Origin of the sequence: Streptomyces odontotermitis (genome assembly GCF_050510915.1) — a bacterium.
GTDB lineage: Bacteria > Actinomycetota > Actinomycetes > Streptomycetales > Streptomycetaceae > Streptomyces.
Genome location: NZ_JBNJLS010000002.1, coordinates 295,459 through 312,786, shown reverse-complemented (window position 1 = coordinate 312,786; position 17,328 = coordinate 295,459). Strand labels below are relative to the sequence as shown.

The following is a 17,328-nucleotide window of genomic DNA, read 5'->3' as shown; positions in this document are numbered from 1 at the left end:
CCTCGTTCGGTGTGCGGCTGGGGTCTTCGGAACGTAGCACGCATCCCTCAACACCCTGCGGCTACGAGGGTTTTGTCCGAGTCGACAAACAGTCGCTTTACGCCGCGGGTTCCACTTGCCGACGCTGAGAGCACCGCCATGCGACCAAGGAGTCACGCGATGTCAGCTGTCCCGCCCCAGACCCGCGAGTTGTTCACGCACCACTTGGTCGACATCGCGTCCCCGGGCGCGGTCGACAAGATTGTGCTTCAGCTGCGGGACACCGGGCTCGTGACCGTGGAAGGGATCACATCCCGGGCTGTGATGCTCGACTTCGTCCGGCAGTTCATGACCATCACCTGGCACCGGGACAGCGACACGGACGGCCTCACCACAGTGTGCGCCAGCAGGCGGGAGGCGCTCGGTGCGGGCTTCGCCGGCTTCAGTTCCGGCGAACTCGCACCGCACACCGACCGCTCCAGCACCCCGCACCCACCACGCCTGATGATGTTCGTGAACGCACGGCCAGCCGCCACTGGTGGCGAGAGCCTCCTCTACGACGGCCGGGCCGTACACGCCGACCTCCTGGCTGGCGCACCCGACGCCTGCACGGCCCTCTCCCAGCCGAACACCGCCTACTTCGGGGCCGGGGACGGCCACACCACCCAGATCTTCACCCCGCACCCTGGTCACCGAGTCTCCATGCGGTTGCGCATGGATGAGGGCCGTGCCCGCTTCAGCCCCGTCATCTCACCTCACTTGCCGCAGCTCCACCAGGCACTCGTCAACTCCCAGTGGAAGCTGGCCCTCGCTGAAGGCCAGGGCTATCTCGTCGACAACGCGCGATGGCTGCACGGGCGGAGAGCCTTCACCGGAGAACGCTTGTGCTGGCGTGCACTGGGCGAACCCCGGTTCTCCCTCCTGCCGGGCTTCTCCACGGCGCATGGCACCGGAGCAGGCCCGCGAGACGACCTTGTTTCAAGCCAGCTTCTGGCACGCCACTCGTCATTCGGCACGGTGCCGCGATGAGCGATGCCACCGCTGCTGCTCGGCCCATCTCTGTGTCGACCATTTCGTGTGGCCCTTCCGTCCCTGCATTTCAATCACTTGGAGATTCACGTTGTTTGACTTACGACCAGCTGAGGTCGCTGATCGCGAGTCCTTGCTCGCCATCGCCAGTGAGCGAGAGCTGTTCTTGTCGGCACGTGGCCTTACGCCACGCCTCAGCCTCGAGGGCACCGCCCGAATGCGCCTTTTCAATCCCACGGACCTCACGCTCCTTGTCCTCGCGGATGAGGAGGCAGTCATGGGCTGGATGGCTGTTCGTTCAGGGGTATCCGGATCCATGGCGTGGACCGATGCCGAGCGGGCTGAGCCGACGGTGACGGTGGACTTTGTACTTACCAGGACGAATGCCTCCTGCAGGCAGTCGGCATGGTTGATGGCCTGCTGGACCCTGAATCACGCCGCGAGCCTCGGCAGCGACTGTGAATGGGTGCGGTGCACTGTGCCGCACGCGCGGCTGCGAGACCGGTTGGTTCGCTGGGGCTGGGAGCCCGTGCGGCGCGACACCACGGCGGACGGCTCGTACGCGTGCCTGATGCAGCATCCCCCCCAGGCCATGCCCGGAATCGACTCACTGATCCGAAGCACCGTCCAGCTTGCGATACACCCCAGCACTGTCTGACGCAGGTGTCGGCGACGGTCGCACTGGCCCAACACGCCACTCTCCGGTGGCCCGAACTCACCCTGTCACCCGGCGAATCCCAACTCAGGAACACAGGACACATGGATCGACAGATACCCCAGCTCCGACTCAACGGCGCACAGCCGCACGCACAAAGCGCGGACCGGGTTAGCGGCATCGCCGCTGATGCGTTCCGGCTTCCTCTACGACAACCTCCTCGCTAGGAATAGGCCATAAAGTGACCTCAATTGACCCCTCAAGTGTTCGCGATCCGGACCGGCTGCGCGCAGACATGCTCCATGCGCTCCGTGAGCAAGACGGAATCAAGTCCGAGCCCGTTGCCGCTGCTTTCGCCGCAGTGCCTCGTCACCGATTCGCGCCGGAGGCACCTCTGGAGCTCGTGTACGACCTTCACCGCACCGTGCCGGTGAAGAAGGACGAGCACGGCATGGACACCAGCGTCATGTCCGCAGCTCACATCCAAGCCGTCATGTTGGAACAGGCCGATGTCCAGCCCGGCATGCACGTGCTTGAGGTCGGTTCCGGTGGAGTCTTCGCGGCCTACCTACAGCAAATGGTCGGAGACACAGGCGAGGTCACCACTGTTGACAGAGATCGCGACGTCATCGACCAGGCCCGCCAGTGCCTCGACTCCGCTGGCTACACCCAGGTCAAGACGGTCCTCGCTGACGCTGAGCACGGCGTGCCCAACGGCACCCCGTACGACCGCATCATTGTCACCGCCGCAGCATGGGACGTGCCCCCGGCCTGGATTGACGAACTCACGGAGAAGGGGCGGCTCGTCGTCCCTTTGACGGTGTGCGGGGCGACCCGCTCAATCGCCTTTGACCGTGACGGAGACGAGTTGGTCAGCCGTTCCTACAACTTGGCTCACTTCGTGCCGATGCAAGGCGCGGGCGCCGCCGAGGAACGCAAGGTGATGCTGCGTAAGGGCATCGCCCTGCAGACCGATGACGTCCGGGTGCCACTGGAGGCCCCAGCGCTCAACGCTGCCCTGGACACATCCCGAGTGGCGCACTGGTCTGGGGCCGCGTACGACCTGCCCGACGAGCTCGAGCTGTTCCTCACACTCAACTTGCGCAGCCCGGCTCGTCTCCACGCGGCCCCGGCTGCCGTCGACAGCGGGCTCGTCGACGCGTCCGCACTCAAGGGCGTGCCCGCGCTGGTGAGGAGGGACAGCTTCGCCTACCGCATCCGCCGTGAGAACGCCGAGATCGGCGGCTACGAAAGTGGCGTGATCGCTCACGGACCGCAGGCCGAGGCGCTCGCTGACGAGTACGCGGACCTGCTCCGCCGCTGGGCGCACAACCACCGCCGTCGGGGAGCCGCGACCTTCCGCTACCTGCCGGGTCCAGCTCCCGCTCCTCTGCCGGAGAACGCCGTGCTGCGCCGTCACGGCATCCTCACAGCGACCTGGGCCTGAGAGACACCGAGGCCCTATGCCCTCGGGACCATGCACCACCCATCACTCTTCAAGGAGGCATGCATGACCGTACAGATGGAGCATCCGCAGACGCCGGAGCAGCTGGACGACGAGTCGTCTGGCGACGAGGCGGCCTGGAAGCTCGACGTCACGATCGTCGAGGGCGGCCCCGCCGCAGACCAGCTCATCCGCCTGACGAACGACGGCTGCAACTCGACGTGCGCCACGGCGTGCGTGAGCTGCCCGTAACCGCACCGAGCGCACTCATCGTGGTGTCCGGCCGTGCCCTGCCACGGGCGCGGCCGGACACCACGCGGCCAGAGGAGGGCACATGTACCGCTACGCCGATGCAGCGCTGATCCGGGCCGCTGCCGGACACCCCGACCAGGAGGTCGTCTGGCCGGACCTCGTCAGTACGACCGCGAAACCGGCGTCGTGGCGATGTTGGCTCCAACAGACTTGGCAGGGCGGCGAGTTCGCCGCCGCTGTCACGGCTGCCAGTCCGGACCTCGCAAGCCGCGTCGAACAAGTCTGCGCCGACAAGCCGCTTCCAGACGCCATCGTGCGGCGCACGGTGCTCGCCGTCCTGCGCTACCTGCTGCGTGCCCGCACGCGCGCCACGCCGTTCGGGCTGTTTGCCGGCGTCGCGGCTGCGCGCATCGGTGCCGCTCCCGCGTTAGGTCTAGGCTCCGCGCACCACACGGCTGCCAGAGCAGACGCCGCGCACAGCAAGAACCTCATTGCTCGCTTCGAGCAACACCCCGCGCTGCAACCGCATTTGATGCTGCGCACCTCCACCCTTGCCGTCGAACGCGACGCCCAAGTGGTGATCGACTACCGGCCCAGTGTGGAGCACGATGCCGGCCCCGAGCACGTACGGGTACGCAGGACCGGGCCGGTACGCAAGGCCCTGGACGGCGCGCGGACGCCGACCCTGTGGAGTGACCTCGTGGCGAAGCTCGCCGCTGACTTCCCTGGCACCCCAACCACAGCGATAGACGAGCTCCTCGCGGGCCTGGTCGAGCAACGGATCCTGCTCACCAGTCTGCGTCCCGCGATGACGACGCCAGACCCGCTCGCCGGCCTTAGCGCCCACGCACTTCACCTGTCCGCTGCCGAGAACGGCGAGCTTGATGAAACTCGCCGTTCCGTGATCGACCTTCGCCTGGACTGGGACCTGACCATCCCGGACGCGGTGGCCGACGAAGCAGCAAAGGCGGCGAAGGCACTCACCCGACTCGCGCCCCGCGGTGCGCTGACCGGCTGGTCCGAATGGCACGCCCGATTCCTCGACCGGTACGGTCCGCGGGCGATTGTCCCCGTCCTGGACGCCATTGACGCGTTGGGATACCCGCCCGGTTACCTCGGCGCCACCGCTGCGCCGACCCTGTCCCCTTTGCCCGATCGGGACGGCCGCCTCATCAAGCTCGCCCACGCCGCCGCCGTCCAAGGCCGCACTGAGGTCGTGCTCGAAGACACTGGGCTGGAGGACCTAGCCACCACCGAACGCGGCCACCCTGTCCAACCCAGCACCGAGATGACCGTACGCATCGAAGCCGGTGACGTCGTCGCCCTCCAGAGGGGCGAGTTCACGTTGCATGTCGTCGGTGTGGCGCGATCAGCCGGGGCCACCACCGGCCGCTTTCTCAACCTGCTGCCCGATGCCGACCGACGTCGCATGACCGATGTGTACGCCCGGCTTCCGGGGGTGCACCGCGGCGCACTTACGGCCCAGATCAGTGCGGTGCCTCTATCTGTGCATGCGGAGAACGTCGCACGCGCCCCGCAGACGACGGATCTGGTGATCTCACTGGGCGAATACATGGGCCGGGACACCCACTTGGTGCCGGTGACGGACCTCGCTGTCACCGCCGATGTCGAACAGCTCCACCTCGTCTCGTTATCCCGCCGCCGCCCGGTGCACACACTGCTGCTCAACGCCGTGGACCTGGGGCTGCACTCTCATCCGCTCACGCGATTCTTGGCCGAGGCACCGGTCGCGCTCGTCGTACCCTGCACCGGCTTCCTGTGGGGTACGGCGGCCTCGAACCTTCCGTTCCTGCCCGCGCTGCGCCACGGCCGCACCGTCCTGTCCCCGGCTCGGTGGCTCCTCGACCGCGACGACCTGCCCGACGCATCGGCACCGTGGCCGGCGTGGGATGAAGCCCTGACCCGGTGGTGCAACGACATGCACCTTCCCCAGCACGTGTACCTGAGCGAGGCCGACCAGCGCCTTGCTCTGGACCTGACCGAACCCTCCCACCGGGCCTTGCTCCGCGCCCACCTCGACCGTTCCGCTCAGGCGATCCTGCACCCGGCCCCAGCGCCCCAGGCACTGGGTTGGATCAACGGCCGAGCCCACGAAGCCGTGATCCCTCTGATCGCAGAGCAGAACCGCGCACCCGTACGGACAGGGACCCACGTTGCTGAACGCGAGCATGGCCATCTGCCCGGCAACGGAGATCGCCTCTCCCTCACGCTTCACGGACGCAGTGACCAGCAAGACGCCATCCTGATGCGGTACTTGCCAAACCTAATGAGCGAACCAGGCGCCCTCCGCTGCTGGTTCGTTCGCTACCCGGAGCCCCCGGACCACCTGCGCCTGCGTCTTGTCTGTGTGCCTGGCACTCTCGGCGCGCTCTTCGAGCGCATCGGTGCGTGGACCGAGAGGCTTCGTGAACACAGGTTGATCACCCACACCACCGTGGAGACCTACCACCCGGAGACCGCGCGGTTCGGCGGCCCAGCAGCGATCGATGCGGCCGAGGAGTACTTCGCGGCCGACTCCGCTGCCGCTCTGACTCAACTCGCCGTCCTCCAAACGCAGGGCGCCCTGGATCGCCGGGCGCTGATCGCCGCGAGCCTGGTGGACATCGCCACCGGCTTGCTCGGCGACCGGGCCAAGGCAATGCGGTGGCTCATTGAACACACCCGCACGGCCCCGACCGCCCCGTCCCGCACGGTCTACCGCCAGGCCGTCGACCTGGTGCACGCGCATCCCGCCGGCCTGGACGTATCAACACTCACAGCCTGGTCCGAGCGGCGAAGGGCGTTGACCGACTACGGTCGCGCGCTCACCCAGGCGAACACGAATTCCGAAGCCGTGCTGCCTGACCTGCTGCACCTGCACCACGTACGAATGCAGGGGCCGGGCCTGCCCGAGGAGCGCACGCACCTTCACCTGGCCAGAGCCGCCGCCCTGAGCTGGACGGCACGAGCAAGGAGAACATCGTGACCGCGACGGCCTTCGCCCCCATCGCGCTGTCGACCGCCGACGAGCTGGCGGACCTCCTGGCCGACCCGAGCACCGCGTGGCCCAACGGCACCCCCGACGGTGGACGCGCCTGGCCCCAGTCACTCGCCGGCGGAGCCTCGGGCATCGCCCTGCTTCACATCGAACGGGCCCGCACCGGCCGAGGCGACTGGAACACCGCGCACGCCTGGCTGGCCACAGCCGTACGCGGCGAGATCAGCGCCGCTCCCAACGCGAACCTGTACTTCGGCGCTCCCGCCCTCGCGTTCATCACACACCGTGCAGCCAGCGCGTTATACCGCTACGAACCGCTTCTGGAACGCTTGGACGCCGCCACCCTCACCATCACGCGTAAACGGCTCACCGCAGCGCACCAGCGCCTTCACCACGCCGATCGCCCTCCGATGGAAGAGTTCGACCTGATCCAGGGCCTCTCCGGGCTCGGTGCCTACCACCTCAGCCGCCATCCCCACCACAAGATCACCCTCGACACCTTCGCCTACTTAGTGCGACTCACCGAACCTCTTCCCGACCCGGCCGGACTGCCTCCCTGGTGGATGAACACCGGGCCCAGCGGTGCGCTTGAGCTCAACTACCCCGGTGGACACGGCAACTTCGGACTCGCCCACGGCATCGGCACTGCCCTGTCCGTCCTGTCACAGGCGCTGCTCCACGGTGTGCAAGTGCCCGGCATGATCGACGCCGTCGAGCGGATCTGCGTATGGACCGACCGCTGGCGCCAAGGTGACGACAACCGCCCCTGGTGGCCTGGCCAGATCACCGTGCAACAAGCATCTGACGGGCACGTCCCTGCCGCTCTGCGCCCTCGCCCCTCGTGGTGCTACGGAGTCAGCGGCAGTGCCCGCGCCCAGCAACTAGCCGGGCTCGCGCTCGGCGACCCACACCGCGTACGCGTAGCTGAGAACGCGATCCTCGACGCCCTGCGCGATCTCACTCAACTCGGCCAACTACCGGGGATCGGACTGTGTCACGGCATGGCCGGGCTGATGCACGCCGCATGGCGCATGGCCACCGAGACCGGCAACCCTGAGATCACGGCGGAGCTTTCCCACCTCTCCGAGCGCCTGATTGCTGCGCTTGAGCAGGGTGACCACGACCCCGAACTCCTCGACGGAATGGCCGGTGCGGCCCTCGCCCTGCACACCCTCGGCACGGGTCACACGCCCGCCCCGTACTGGGACACCTTCCTTGCCCTGGCGTGAACACTCCGGAGGCCCACTTCATGAATCCACCCACTTGGTGCCAGGCTAACGTCACCTTCCCCAACTGGGGACATGCCGAGACCACCGCCCTGACCCAACTCGCCCCACTCTTAAGGACTGCAGAGGATGAAGGGCTCGTCAGCACTTGGTTCATCATCCGCAAGCGCCCCTGCTGGCGCGTCCGCTACACGACCACGTCCGCAGGGCTGGATCGCCTCGGCAACGGCCTCGACGAACTCGTCGCCGACGGCTACATCAAAGCGTGGACAGAGATCATCTACGAACCCGAGGTCGATGCCTTCGGCGGCGACGAAGCCATGGCCGCCGCCCACCGCTTCTTCCACCGCGACACCCGTGAACTCATCAGTGCTCTCCGGAGCGACGCAGGCAGATACCGGCGCGAGACCGCCCTCATGCTCTGCAGTCTGATGATGCGCTCCGCCAGGCTGGATTGGTTCGAGCAAGGCGATGTCTGGGCCCGCGTCGCCGCCCACCGTGCTGCGCCCCCGGGCGCCGCGGGGGAGTGCAACGATCAACTTCACACTGCCGTACGTCGCTTGATCTCCGTGGACCCGCAGTACGCGATGCAACCGGGTGGGCCCATGGCCCACGCTGCTGAATGGGCACGCGCTTACGTCGAAGCGGGCAACGAACTGGCCTACCTCAACGAGACCGGGCGGCTCCACAGGGGCCTGCGCGACGTATTGGCCCACCACACGCTCTTTTCCTGGAACCGGATCGGCTTGCCCTACGCCACGCAGGCCACCCTCACCGCCGCAGCCAAGACCGTGATCTTCGGCCCCGACCCCACCCTGGAGAGGAGCACCGAGAGCCATGTGGAAACTCCCTGACGCCACGGCTCGGCGCTTCCCACTCGTTGCCCGCCCACGGCCCGCCTGCCTTCCCCTGCCCCAACGCGTCCACGAGCTGCTCGACCTGGCCCACACCGCGGTGAAGCAGAGCGACCTGAAGGTTGCTTCCACGGTCTCCAACCACGCCGCACTGATCGCCTCCGACGTCGGCGACACAGGCATGGCCCGTGCCGCGTGCCGAGAGCACGCAACCGCCTACCTCAACGCCGTCCCCTTGTCCGCCGGAGACGCAATCCGTGCTTTGGAACCCGTAGTCAACCTCATAAGGATCCAACTCCGCGCCAGCCGAACCGACGTGGTGCACCGCCAGCTGGAAGACCTCTTCCAGGCCATCACCACCGGCAAGCCCGCAACGATCGAGGCCATCACTATCCCCTCCGGCCTCGTGGCCACTTCGGAGGACCGCCGAGAGGTAGGCACATGGCTCTGGACGGTCCTACTCGCCGACGGAACCAGCGCCCTGACACGCGCCGGACGCTGGAGTGATGCTCTGTCCCACGTCCAACGACATCACGGGCTCGGGAAACGGATGCTCGACGGCCGCCAAGTTGCTGTTCTGGCTGCCGTCATGAGGGCGGACACCGCCCACGCCATCCACCTCCTGGTCCACACGAGCCCCGGACAAGCATGGGAAGCCGCCGTCACTGACTGCCTGACCATCCAGTGCCTCCGCGCTGCTGGGCGGCCGTGGTGGCGCCCCCTCCAGAACCTCGTGACCACCTATCTGGACCTCTCGGCCCTGGAGGGCCCGACCGTGTTCCACACCAGGCTCGGTCTTGTCGTACTCGACACGATCGACTCACCTACCAACTCGGCAGCGCGACAGGTCGTCGCCAAGCTGCACCACCGCGCGAGGCAGTCTGCCGACGGCTACGCCGCTCGGTGCGTCCTGTTGCACCCTCTCGCCCGAGAGTTGGCCACCGATGAGGAGGTGGAGGAGTGCCGTCGACTTGTTAGCGCCTGCGGGCTTGAGACCGGAATGCTCCCCGCTGAACAGGGATCTCAACTCGTCGAAGCAGTGCGACTGAGCATCAGGATGATTCGAGAGGTTCTTGACCTGCCGATGGTGTCCAGGCCCGCGTGATACTCGGGCAGCGCCCGCAGGGGGTGTTCACATGGAGCACATGCGGGAGAAACGATGCAAACTTGTCGTCGGCGGCCCGCGCGGAGTTGGAGGAGGAGTACGCCGGCACCCGCCTGGGACGGCAGGAGCTGTCTGGGGAGCAGCTTGAGGACGTTGTTCAGGCCGCGTCGTGAGCATCTGCCGGATCTGCGACGGGTGGTGGTGGCGGTGGAGCCGGCGACGAAGTCGCATGAGGACGCGGACATGACGGTGTACACGGTGGTGGGCCGGGGTTGTCCGGTGGAGTCGCTTCGGGCTGTCTGGCGTGACCGCCTTCTGCCGATTCACCGAGCGGACCGAGGCCAGGGTGTGGGCCAAGCTCCACCGTCTGATCGTGGACGAACTCGGTTCCCGGGCCGGAACCGGACTGGTCACGGTGCGCGATCGACTCCGTCAGCGTCCGGGCTCTCAAAGGGGCTGTTAGCGGGACCGCACAGTCGTGATCCAGGCCCGATGGTGTGGTCTAGACCACACCTTAAAGGCGCTCACCGGTAACAAGACCCGCTCGCAAGGAGGGCATCACCTTATGAGGCTTCCGCTCATCACTCCGAGCCAGCTCACTGACGGCCAAGAGACGGCTTACGAAGCCTTTGGCCGGATGATCGCGACAACGGGCTCACTGGCTTCAAGGCCAAGGACGATGACGTTGCCTATCTGGGGCCGTGGGGCGTCCTGGTGCGCTATCCGCAGTTCGCGGCGGCTTTCACAAGCTCGCTGACGCTCTCCACGACCGTCCCGGCCTGTCTGGTCCGGCAGCTCAGACGGTGATTCTGACCGTTGATGGACGGTACAACGCGGCCTATGAGATGTACGCCCATGCCGGCCTCGCCGCCAAGGCCGGGCTCAGCGAGGAGCAGATGGCGACGCTGTGTGCCGGTGAGCGGCCTGAGGGGCTCGACCTGGACGCCAAGGTTGCCGCTGATGTGGCGTCGGCTCTTGTGCGGGGCGGCGTGACCACTGAGCCGCTGTACAACACGGCCGTGGGTGTTCTCGGTCAGGACGGCTTGGCTTCGGCCGTATTCCTGACCATCAACTACTTCGCGATCTGCTCGGTACTCAACGCCTGCGACGTTCAGCTTCCGAACTGACCGCTCACACGCGAAGGCCCCTGCGTGCCGGGAGCTTTCGCGTTCTTGCCCCATCACTCGGCCAGGGCCCGCCCGCGCTCCAGGCAGGCACACGGTTCGCCCCTGAGGGAGAAGATCCGTGCTCTCTGTACGGGACGTTGGGCTCTGGCGCACGGCACCCCGGGACATGACCATGCAGTGTTCCTCGAACCTGCGCGACACCGAACAGCGAGCCGCCTCCATGCCAATGCGTCCCTCCCAGTATCATGATCACGAGGCCCGATGCAGAGCGGACCGCCTGGGCTCCTTCGGGGCGGCTCTCTCGCTTCCTGCTGTCCCAGGGCGTGGAGGTGTTCGACGTGAACCGGGTCGACCGCACGGATCGGCGCCGGCGTGGCAAGTCGGATCCGCTCGATGCCCAGAACGCGGCGCGGGCGGTGCTGAGTGGGCGGGTGCGCGCTCGGGCCAAGGCGGGTGACGGGCCGGTGTAGATCGCTCGGATGTACAAGCTGACGAAGGTGTCGGCCGTCAAAGCCCGCACGCAGGCCATCAACCAGCTCAAGGCTGTCCTGATCACTGCCGACCCGACCCTGCGGGAAGAACTGACCGGACTGAGTAATGTCGAACTCTTCCGTACCTGCGCAGGCTTCGCCGAAGTGAGCAGTCACGAGGAGGCCGGTGAGGAGTGCGTGCTGCAGGCTACTCGGATCACGCTGGGTTTGCTGGCCCACGGGATCGGCCAGCTTTCCGAGCAGATCCGCAATGTGGACGATCGTCTGGCCCGCCTCGTGAAATGCCATGCCCCGCAGCTGCTCGACGTGGTGGGCATCGGGCCCGACACGGCCGTCGCCTTACTGATCACAGTGGGGGACAACCCTGAACGCCTGGACAGCGAGGCGTCCTTCGCCGCTTTGTGCGGGGTCAGCCCTGTCGAGCGTTCCTCGGGGCGCCGACAGTTCCGCCGCCTCAACCGCGGCGGCGACCGTCAAGCCAACGCCGCGCTCCACCGGATCGTATTCACCCGGCTGAGGGTCGACCCGCGCACCCAGGACTACTACGAGCGCCGGATCAAGGAGGGCAAGACCCGTCGCGAAATCGTCCGGTGCCTCAAACGCTACGCGGCCCGGGAGGTCTTCCACCTGGTCAAGTAGCCACAGGTGCGCCCCCGCTCATAGCGGGCTGTGAGAACGCGTGCGGTGGGTTCGGTGAGGCGGAAGGGCTTTGGTAGGTAGTCGTCGCCTCCGGCCGCGAATCCGGCGAGCCGGTCGGCGAGTTGGTGACGAGCGGTCAGGAAGGTGCCCGGGGCAAGGTATCTGTTCGCGCGCATCCCCTGGCACACATCCCGCCCGTCGGCGTCGGGCAGCCCGATGTCGAGGACGGCGGCGGCGATGCCGGTGGTGGTGAGGCGCAGGGCGGTGGTGCCGTCCGGTGCGGCGACGGCGTCGAAGTCCTCGTCGCGCAGCCCGCGCATCAGCACGTCACGCAGGCCGTGATCGTCTTCCGCGACCAGGATCGTCGGGCGCATGGTCCTCTTCCTGTTTCCATGCCGGGGTCGTTCGGCCTGGTTCCGTACCGGCGGGGCGAGCGGCTTCGCTGGGCATCGTGTCCGCCGCCGTCCTACGGGGTGTCCAACGTTCGGGCAGCCAGTGGGCCGTGGCCGCCAGAGACACGCCCAGCCAGCCGAGGGCGAGCAGCCAGCCGCCGAGGACGTCGGTGACCCAGTGCACGCCCAGGTAGACACGGGTCAGTCCGACCAGCACCCCCCAGCAGCCGATGGCCGCGCACAGCAGGGTCTTGCCCCGCGGGCCGCGTACGAGGATGGCGATGATCAGCAGTCCTGCGGTGAGGGCTGCCGTGGTGGTGTGCCCGGAGGGGAAGGCCCATCCCGAGGCGTGGGTGCGCCAGTCGGCCTGGGGCGGGCGGGGCCGCTCGACGAACTTCATCAGCCCGTAGCGCAGCGCCTGGCCCGCTCCGAGACAGGCCAGACAGAGCGTGACGGCGAGCGCGCGCTGTCGCAGCGTGTGCCCGGCTATGATCCCGGCCAGCGCGGCGAGCGCGTACGGGACGACGGCGGTTCCGGTGGCGGTCAGCCCGCGGGCGAGTGCCAAGACCACGTTGCTGCGGTGGTTCACGGACCAGTCCAGAAGGTCGTGGTCCGCGAACAGCGGTGTGCCGTCCTGGCCCATCATGACCATGGTCAGCAGGCTGAACGCCATCCACGCGCCCAGGCCGCAGCTGCCGGCGAGGTTGGAGACGTCGCGGCGCTTCATGACGTCGCCAGCAGCGGACGCAGGCGGGTGGCCGCGAGTCGGGGCGCCAGGAGCTGTGCACGCCTGCGTGTGGTCGGCAGGACGAGCAGCACGGTGAGGGTGCCGACCACGACACCGGCCAGCACGTCGTGGGGATAGTGCGCGCCGACCCAGATGCGGGAAACCGCCATGACGCCCGCGGCCACGGTCGCGACGGCGCCGAGTCTGCGGGACACGAACAGCAGGGCGACGGCCGCAGCGGTGGCGATGGCCGCGTGGTTGCTGGGGAAGGACCAGTCACCGGGCGCCGGGCACGCCTCCAGTGTGGTGACGTGCAGGCTCTGGCAGGGTCGGTCCTCGCGCACCACCAGCTTCAGCGCCGCGTCCACAGCGAAGGCCGCCATCACCACCAGTGGCACGGCAAGCGCCGTCGCCGCCGCGCCCGCGCTCACCCGCCGGGCCCGCCACCAGGCGATGACCATGAGGACGGCGAACAGGGCAAGCCCGTACGTCGACCACGCCGTGACGGTGTCGTTCAGCCACGACGGAGCATGCCGGGCCATACGTACGACGGCGGTGGCGGACGAGCCGTCGAGGGACGAGCCGTTGAAGGCGATGATCATCGCAGGGCTTCCTTCTCCGCCGCGTGCTGCCGGGCTGCGCGTGCCTTCCGGCGCGAGCGGAGCACTTCGGAGACAAGCGGGATGAGCGACAGGGCCACGATCGCCGCGACCAGTGGGAGCAGGTACCGGTCCACGTTGGATACGGAGGAGCCCAGGGCATAGCCGGCCAGGGTGAGGCCGATGCTCCACACCAGTCCGCCGATGACCTGCCAGAGGCTGAACGTCCGCACCGGGACCCGCAAGGCGCCCGCCATCGGGTTCAGGACCGTGCGTACCACCGGGACGAAGCGGGCGAGCACGAGTGCCTTCGCATGCCCGTAGCGCGCGAGCAGTTCCTCGGCCCGCTTGGCCCCCTCATGCAGCCGGGCTGAGCGGCTGCGCGCGAGCAGGGCGCCGCCCGCTCTGCGGCCCAGCAGATAGCCGCACTGCGAGCCCGCCAGTGCCCCCACCGCCGCGGCCACCAGGAGCGGGGCGAGGGACAGCTTCAGGCCGCGGTCTGCGCTGCCGGTGCACAGCAGCCCCGCCGTGAACAGCAGTGAGTCGCCCGGCAGGAAGAAGCCGATCAGCAGCCCCGTCTCGGCGAACAGCACCACACCCACACCCACCGCGCCGAACGTGGACAGCAGGGAGCGCGCGTCCAGCACATTGACGGCGAGCTGCGACGATAGGTGCACGGCTGGGGTCATTGCCGAGGGCTCCTTCATGGTGCGTCGCGCCGGATGTGTCCGGTGCGGTAGCACCCGGCCAGTGACTACAATCCTGTAGACGGTCTACATCACTGTAGACGCTTGGGCGGTGAGGAGCGTTCCCATGACCGAGGCGAGGGACGAGCGGCGGCCTGCGGGCGAGTTGGAGACCGCCGTCATGGCGGCATTGTGGGCGGCCGGAACTCCGCTCACGCCCGGTCGACTGCAGAGCGAACTCGACTTCGGCCTTGCCCGTACGACGGTGGCGACCATCGTGAGCCGCCTGTACGAGAAGGGGCTCGTCCGCCGGGAGCGTCAGGGGCGCGGCTATGCCTACGCGCCTGTACAGGACGCTCCGGGACTGACGGCGCGGCGCATGCACAGCGAACTCGACCGGGACACCGACCGGGAGACGGTCCTGGCCCGCTTCGTCTCGCAGCTCGCCCCTGGCGACGAGGAAGTCCTTCGCAGGCTCCTGGAGGGCGACGAGGGATGACTGCTGTGCTGCTCATTCCCCTGGTGCTGGCCTTCCTCGCGCCGCCGCTGGCCCGCCGGACCCTGGACCGCTTCGCCCCTGTCGTCGCGCTGCGGGTGATCACGGTCTCCGCCCTGGCACTGGCGGTGTCCTGTGTTGTGTCCCTGGGCGCTCTGGTCCTGACGGGGCTGCTCAAGGTCCCCGCGTTCGCCGCCGTGGGCAACCTCGTTCACCCCCTGCGTACCTGGTCGGGCTATGTCGTCCTTCCCGTGGCGACCACGGCGACCGGCGTGCTCACCCTCGGCGCGCTGATGCTTGTCCGCTCGGCCGTCCGGCAGGTCCGCGCCCTACGGGTCGCCCGTACACAGGCCGAGATCCACCCCGCCGCGGGCGATCTGTGCGTGGTCGACTCGTCGCATGCGGACGCCTACGCCCTGCCCGGACGCCCGCATCGCATCGTCGTCACCACCGGCATGCTGCGCAGCCTGGACGCCGCCGAGCGCGAGGCCCTGTTCGCCCACGAACGGGCGCACAACCGGGCCGGGCACCACTACTTCTTGGCCATCGCGGAATTCGCGGCCCACTGTCATCCCGCGCTGCGCGCTGTGCGCGGGACCATCCGGCTCGCCGCTGAGCGGGATGCCGACGAGGCCGCCGCCACCGCCGTCGGCGACCGGCGGCTGATCGCCACGGCCATCGCCCGGGCCGCCCTCGCCGGGCACACCGCCCCCTCGACCCGCCCGGACTTCGCTCCCGCGGCGACGGCCGGCCCCATTCCGCAGCGGGTCGCCGCCCTGCTCACGCCGCCCACGAGGCACTCCCGTGCCACGCGCTGCGCCGCGCTCCTCCTCGTGGCCTGCACCGCCGTGTCCGTCACCGCCGGAGCGGCCGGTGCCGTCGCCCTCCACCACGCGGTCGAGGTCGCCCAGGGCGAGAACACGTCATGACCGGCGCGGCTCCGACAAGCGGCTAGATGACGGCGCATGCGGCCGACGGGCCGCTTCCCGTGGGCTCGGCCCGCCTTGGCAACTCGCCGTCACCATTGCTGTGCTGGCCGCGGTCGCCTGGGGCCTGACTGTCCACCGCCGCACGATGGATGTCGGTGCCGACCACCTTGCCGGTGCCGACCGGGACTGGCTGCTTGCGGCTGCGGCGGCGACGCTGGCGACCTGGCTGTGCGCGGCGATCACTCAGCAGGGCGCGGTGGCCGAACGCCTGCCCGCCTGGCGTCTGGTGGCCGCACAGTTCGCGGCGTGCGCGGCCAACCATGTACTGCCCGAAGGGGACGGCGCGGGCCTGGTCAACCTGCGCTTCCTCACCCGCTGCGGGCTCTCCACCACCCGCTCGGCCACCGCACTCGCGGTCAAGGCCGCCGTCGGCGGCCCGGTCCGCTTCGCGCTGGCGATCCTGCTCCTGCTGGCCTCGCCCCGCGTGTCCCCCGTCCCACTCTCGCGCAGGGGGCTGTCGGCTGCGCTGTCCTCGCCGCCCTGGCCTTGGTCCTGTGCGGGCCCGTGCGCCGCCGGGTGCGGGAGACGGGCCGACAGGTGCTTGCCGACGTACGGGCCGTGCACGGCAAGCCGTCCCGGGTCTGCGCCCTGTGGGGAGGCTCGCTCGGCTTCGCCCTCCTGCATGCCGCCGTGCTGATCGCCGTGGTGCGTGCCCTTGACGTCTCCGTGCCAGCCGGGCACGTCATGCTTGCCTACCTACTGGCCAGCGGGGGTCGCCGTGCTGCTGCCCACGCTGGGCGGCCTGGGCTCGCTCGTGCTGACGCGCACCGCGGCCGGGGCCTCCGGCACCGTGGCCCTGTCGGCGGTCTTCGGCTACCGGTTCCTGACGGCCTGGCTGCCGCTGTTGCCGGGCCTGGTGGTCTGGGCGTGGATGGCGCGGCGCCGTGTGCTGTGATCATGGGGGCTCAGGGCTCCAGGCGGTAGCCGTGTCCGCGCAGCGTGGTGATGCTGGGCAGCTGGGTGCGGGCGCCGGCGGCCTGGGCGAGACGGCGGCGCAGACCGGCCATGGTGACGTCCAGGGTCTTGGTGGAGCCGAACCAGTTCTCGTCCCACACCTCAGCCATCAACGTCTCCCGGGAGACGGCGTCCCCCGCGTGCTGGGCGAGGACGGCCAGCAGGTCGAACTCCTTGGGGCGCAGGGCGACTTCGTCGCCGCCGAGGATGCAGCGGCGGGCGGAGACGTCGAGGACGAGATCGGCCAGGCGCACCGGTTCCGGTGGCGGTGCCGGGACGGTGCGGCGGCGTAGGTGGGCGCGGAGCCGGGCGAGCAGCACGGACAGGCTGAATGGTTTGACGAGGTAGTCGTCGGCTCCCGCATCCAGACCGGCGATCACGTCGATGTCGTCGGTGCGGGCGGTGAGGACGACGATCAGCAGGTCGGGCCGGCGGGCGCGCAGGGCGCGGGCGACGTCGAGGCCGTCCATGTCGGGCAGGCCCAGGTCGAGGAGGAGGACGTCGTAGGCGGACTGCGCGGCCTCGGCCAAGGCGGCGGAGCCGGTCCGGCTCCAGGTGGGTCGGTAGTCGTTGCCGCGCAGGCCGGTCACCAGGTGGCGGCCGATGGTGTCGTCGTCCTCGACGATCAGGACGCGGGGGCGGCTGGAGTCCGGGATGGCGGGCGTGGGCATGGCCGACAGCGTAGG

At 68.7% G+C, this 17,328-nt stretch carries 17 protein-coding genes and 2 pseudogenes; 14 read left to right on the top strand and 5 right to left on the bottom strand.

What is annotated here, in order from left to right; all coding sequences use genetic code 11:
* The first annotated feature begins 159 nt into the window (after positions 1-159).
* The 10 genes and pseudogenes from ACQB60_RS07630 (at position 160) to ACQB60_RS07585 (ending at position 11,799) form a co-directional block, all read left to right on the top strand.
* On the top strand, positions 160-1,008 hold the full coding sequence (locus tag ACQB60_RS07630; protein ID WP_496925052.1) for a TauD/TfdA family dioxygenase: 849 nt from the start codon (positions 160-162) through the stop codon (positions 1,006-1,008).
* An 896-nt stretch (positions 1,009-1,904) separates the two neighbouring features.
* Positions 1,905-3,110 carry a methyltransferase, FxLD system gene (gene fxlM, locus ACQB60_RS07625; RefSeq protein WP_496925051.1) on the top strand — a complete coding sequence of 402 codons (1,206 nt, stop codon included), beginning with the start codon at positions 1,905-1,907 and terminating at the stop codon, positions 3,108-3,110.
* Between the two features lie 63 nt (positions 3,111-3,173).
* Positions 3,174-3,359 (top strand): FxLD family lanthipeptide, encoded by a 186-nt coding sequence (locus ACQB60_RS07620; RefSeq protein WP_496925050.1) that lies wholly within the window; start codon positions 3,174-3,176, stop codon positions 3,357-3,359.
* Positions 3,360-3,441: 82 nt separating this feature from the next.
* Positions 3,442-6,345, top strand: coding sequence for a lantibiotic dehydratase (locus ACQB60_RS07615; RefSeq protein WP_496925049.1), 2,904 nt, complete (start codon positions 3,442-3,444; stop codon positions 6,343-6,345).
* Positions 6,342-7,586 carry a lanthionine synthetase C family protein gene (locus tag ACQB60_RS07610; protein ID WP_496925048.1) on the top strand — a complete coding sequence of 415 codons (1,245 nt, stop codon included), beginning with the start codon at positions 6,342-6,344 and terminating at the stop codon, positions 7,584-7,586. The genes ACQB60_RS07615 and ACQB60_RS07610 overlap by 4 nt, the downstream gene beginning before the upstream one ends.
* Positions 7,583-8,437, top strand: a complete 855-nt coding sequence (locus ACQB60_RS07605; RefSeq protein ID WP_496925047.1) for a thiopeptide-type bacteriocin biosynthesis protein — start codon at positions 7,583-7,585, stop codon at positions 8,435-8,437. The genes ACQB60_RS07610 and ACQB60_RS07605 overlap by 4 nt, the downstream gene beginning before the upstream one ends.
* A gap of 100 nt (positions 8,438-8,537) precedes the next feature.
* Positions 8,538-9,542 (top strand): hypothetical protein, encoded by a 1,005-nt coding sequence (locus ACQB60_RS07600; RefSeq protein ID WP_496925046.1) that lies wholly within the window; start codon positions 8,538-8,540, stop codon positions 9,540-9,542.
* Positions 9,543-9,831: 289 nt separating this feature from the next.
* Positions 9,832-10,009 (top strand): annotated as a pseudogene (locus tag ACQB60_RS07595) (IS5/IS1182 family transposase); the annotation flags it as partial.
* A 336-nt stretch (positions 10,010-10,345) separates the two neighbouring features.
* The gene (locus tag ACQB60_RS07590; protein ID WP_496925045.1) at positions 10,346-10,669 is read left to right on the top strand and encodes a carboxymuconolactone decarboxylase family protein; all 324 of its coding nucleotides are present in this window, start codon (positions 10,346-10,348) and stop codon (positions 10,667-10,669) included.
* A gap of 479 nt (positions 10,670-11,148) precedes the next feature.
* A complete protein-coding gene (locus ACQB60_RS07585; protein ID WP_496925044.1) occupies positions 11,149-11,799 on the top strand; it encodes a transposase in 651 nt (216 codons plus the stop codon).
* 26 nt (positions 11,800-11,825) lie between these two features.
* Here the strand turns inward: ACQB60_RS07585 and ACQB60_RS07580 are convergent.
* The 4 genes and pseudogenes from ACQB60_RS07580 to ACQB60_RS07565 form a co-directional block, all read right to left on the bottom strand.
* Positions 11,826-12,173 (bottom strand): annotated as a pseudogene (locus tag ACQB60_RS07580) (response regulator transcription factor); the annotation flags it as partial.
* Positions 12,127-12,918 carry a phosphatase PAP2 family protein gene (locus tag ACQB60_RS07575; RefSeq protein WP_496925043.1) on the bottom strand — a complete coding sequence of 264 codons (792 nt, stop codon included), beginning with the start codon at positions 12,916-12,918 and terminating at the stop codon, positions 12,127-12,129. The gene ACQB60_RS07575 and the pseudogene ACQB60_RS07580, both read right to left, overlap by 47 nt.
* Entirely contained in the window at positions 12,915-13,520 is a 606-nt protein-coding gene (locus tag ACQB60_RS07570) for a phosphatase PAP2 family protein (RefSeq protein WP_496925042.1), read from the bottom strand. The genes ACQB60_RS07575 and ACQB60_RS07570 overlap by 4 nt, the downstream gene beginning before the upstream one ends.
* Positions 13,517-14,206, bottom strand: a complete 690-nt coding sequence (locus tag ACQB60_RS07565; protein ID WP_496925041.1) for a DedA family protein — start codon at positions 14,204-14,206, stop codon at positions 13,517-13,519. Before ACQB60_RS07565 ends, ACQB60_RS07570 begins: the two co-directional genes overlap by 4 nt.
* Before the next feature lie 124 nt (positions 14,207-14,330).
* Here ACQB60_RS07565 and ACQB60_RS07560 point away from each other — a divergent pair, with 124 nt between their 5' ends.
* The 4 genes from ACQB60_RS07560 (at position 14,331) to ACQB60_RS07545 (ending at position 16,583) form a co-directional block, all read left to right on the top strand.
* A complete protein-coding gene (locus ACQB60_RS07560) occupies positions 14,331-14,702 on the top strand; it encodes a BlaI/MecI/CopY family transcriptional regulator (protein ID WP_496925040.1) in 372 nt (123 codons plus the stop codon).
* Entirely contained in the window at positions 14,699-15,628 is a 930-nt protein-coding gene (locus tag ACQB60_RS07555) for a M48 family metalloprotease (protein ID WP_496925039.1), read from the top strand. The genes ACQB60_RS07560 and ACQB60_RS07555 overlap by 4 nt, the downstream gene beginning before the upstream one ends.
* A gap of 145 nt (positions 15,629-15,773) precedes the next feature.
* Positions 15,774-16,325 (top strand): lysylphosphatidylglycerol synthase domain-containing protein, encoded by a 552-nt coding sequence (locus ACQB60_RS07550; protein ID WP_496925038.1) that lies wholly within the window; start codon positions 15,774-15,776, stop codon positions 16,323-16,325.
* 81 nt (positions 16,326-16,406) lie between these two features.
* On the top strand, positions 16,407-16,583 hold the full coding sequence (locus ACQB60_RS07545; protein ID WP_496925037.1) for a hypothetical protein: 177 nt from the start codon (positions 16,407-16,409) through the stop codon (positions 16,581-16,583).
* 10 nt (positions 16,584-16,593) lie between these two features.
* On the opposite strand, the gene ACQB60_RS07540 is transcribed toward ACQB60_RS07545, so the two are convergent.
* Complete coding sequence (locus ACQB60_RS07540; protein ID WP_496925036.1) at positions 16,594-17,313, bottom strand: response regulator transcription factor; 720 nt, start codon at positions 17,311-17,313, stop codon at positions 16,594-16,596.
* Between the last annotated feature and the right edge of the window lie 15 nt (positions 17,314-17,328).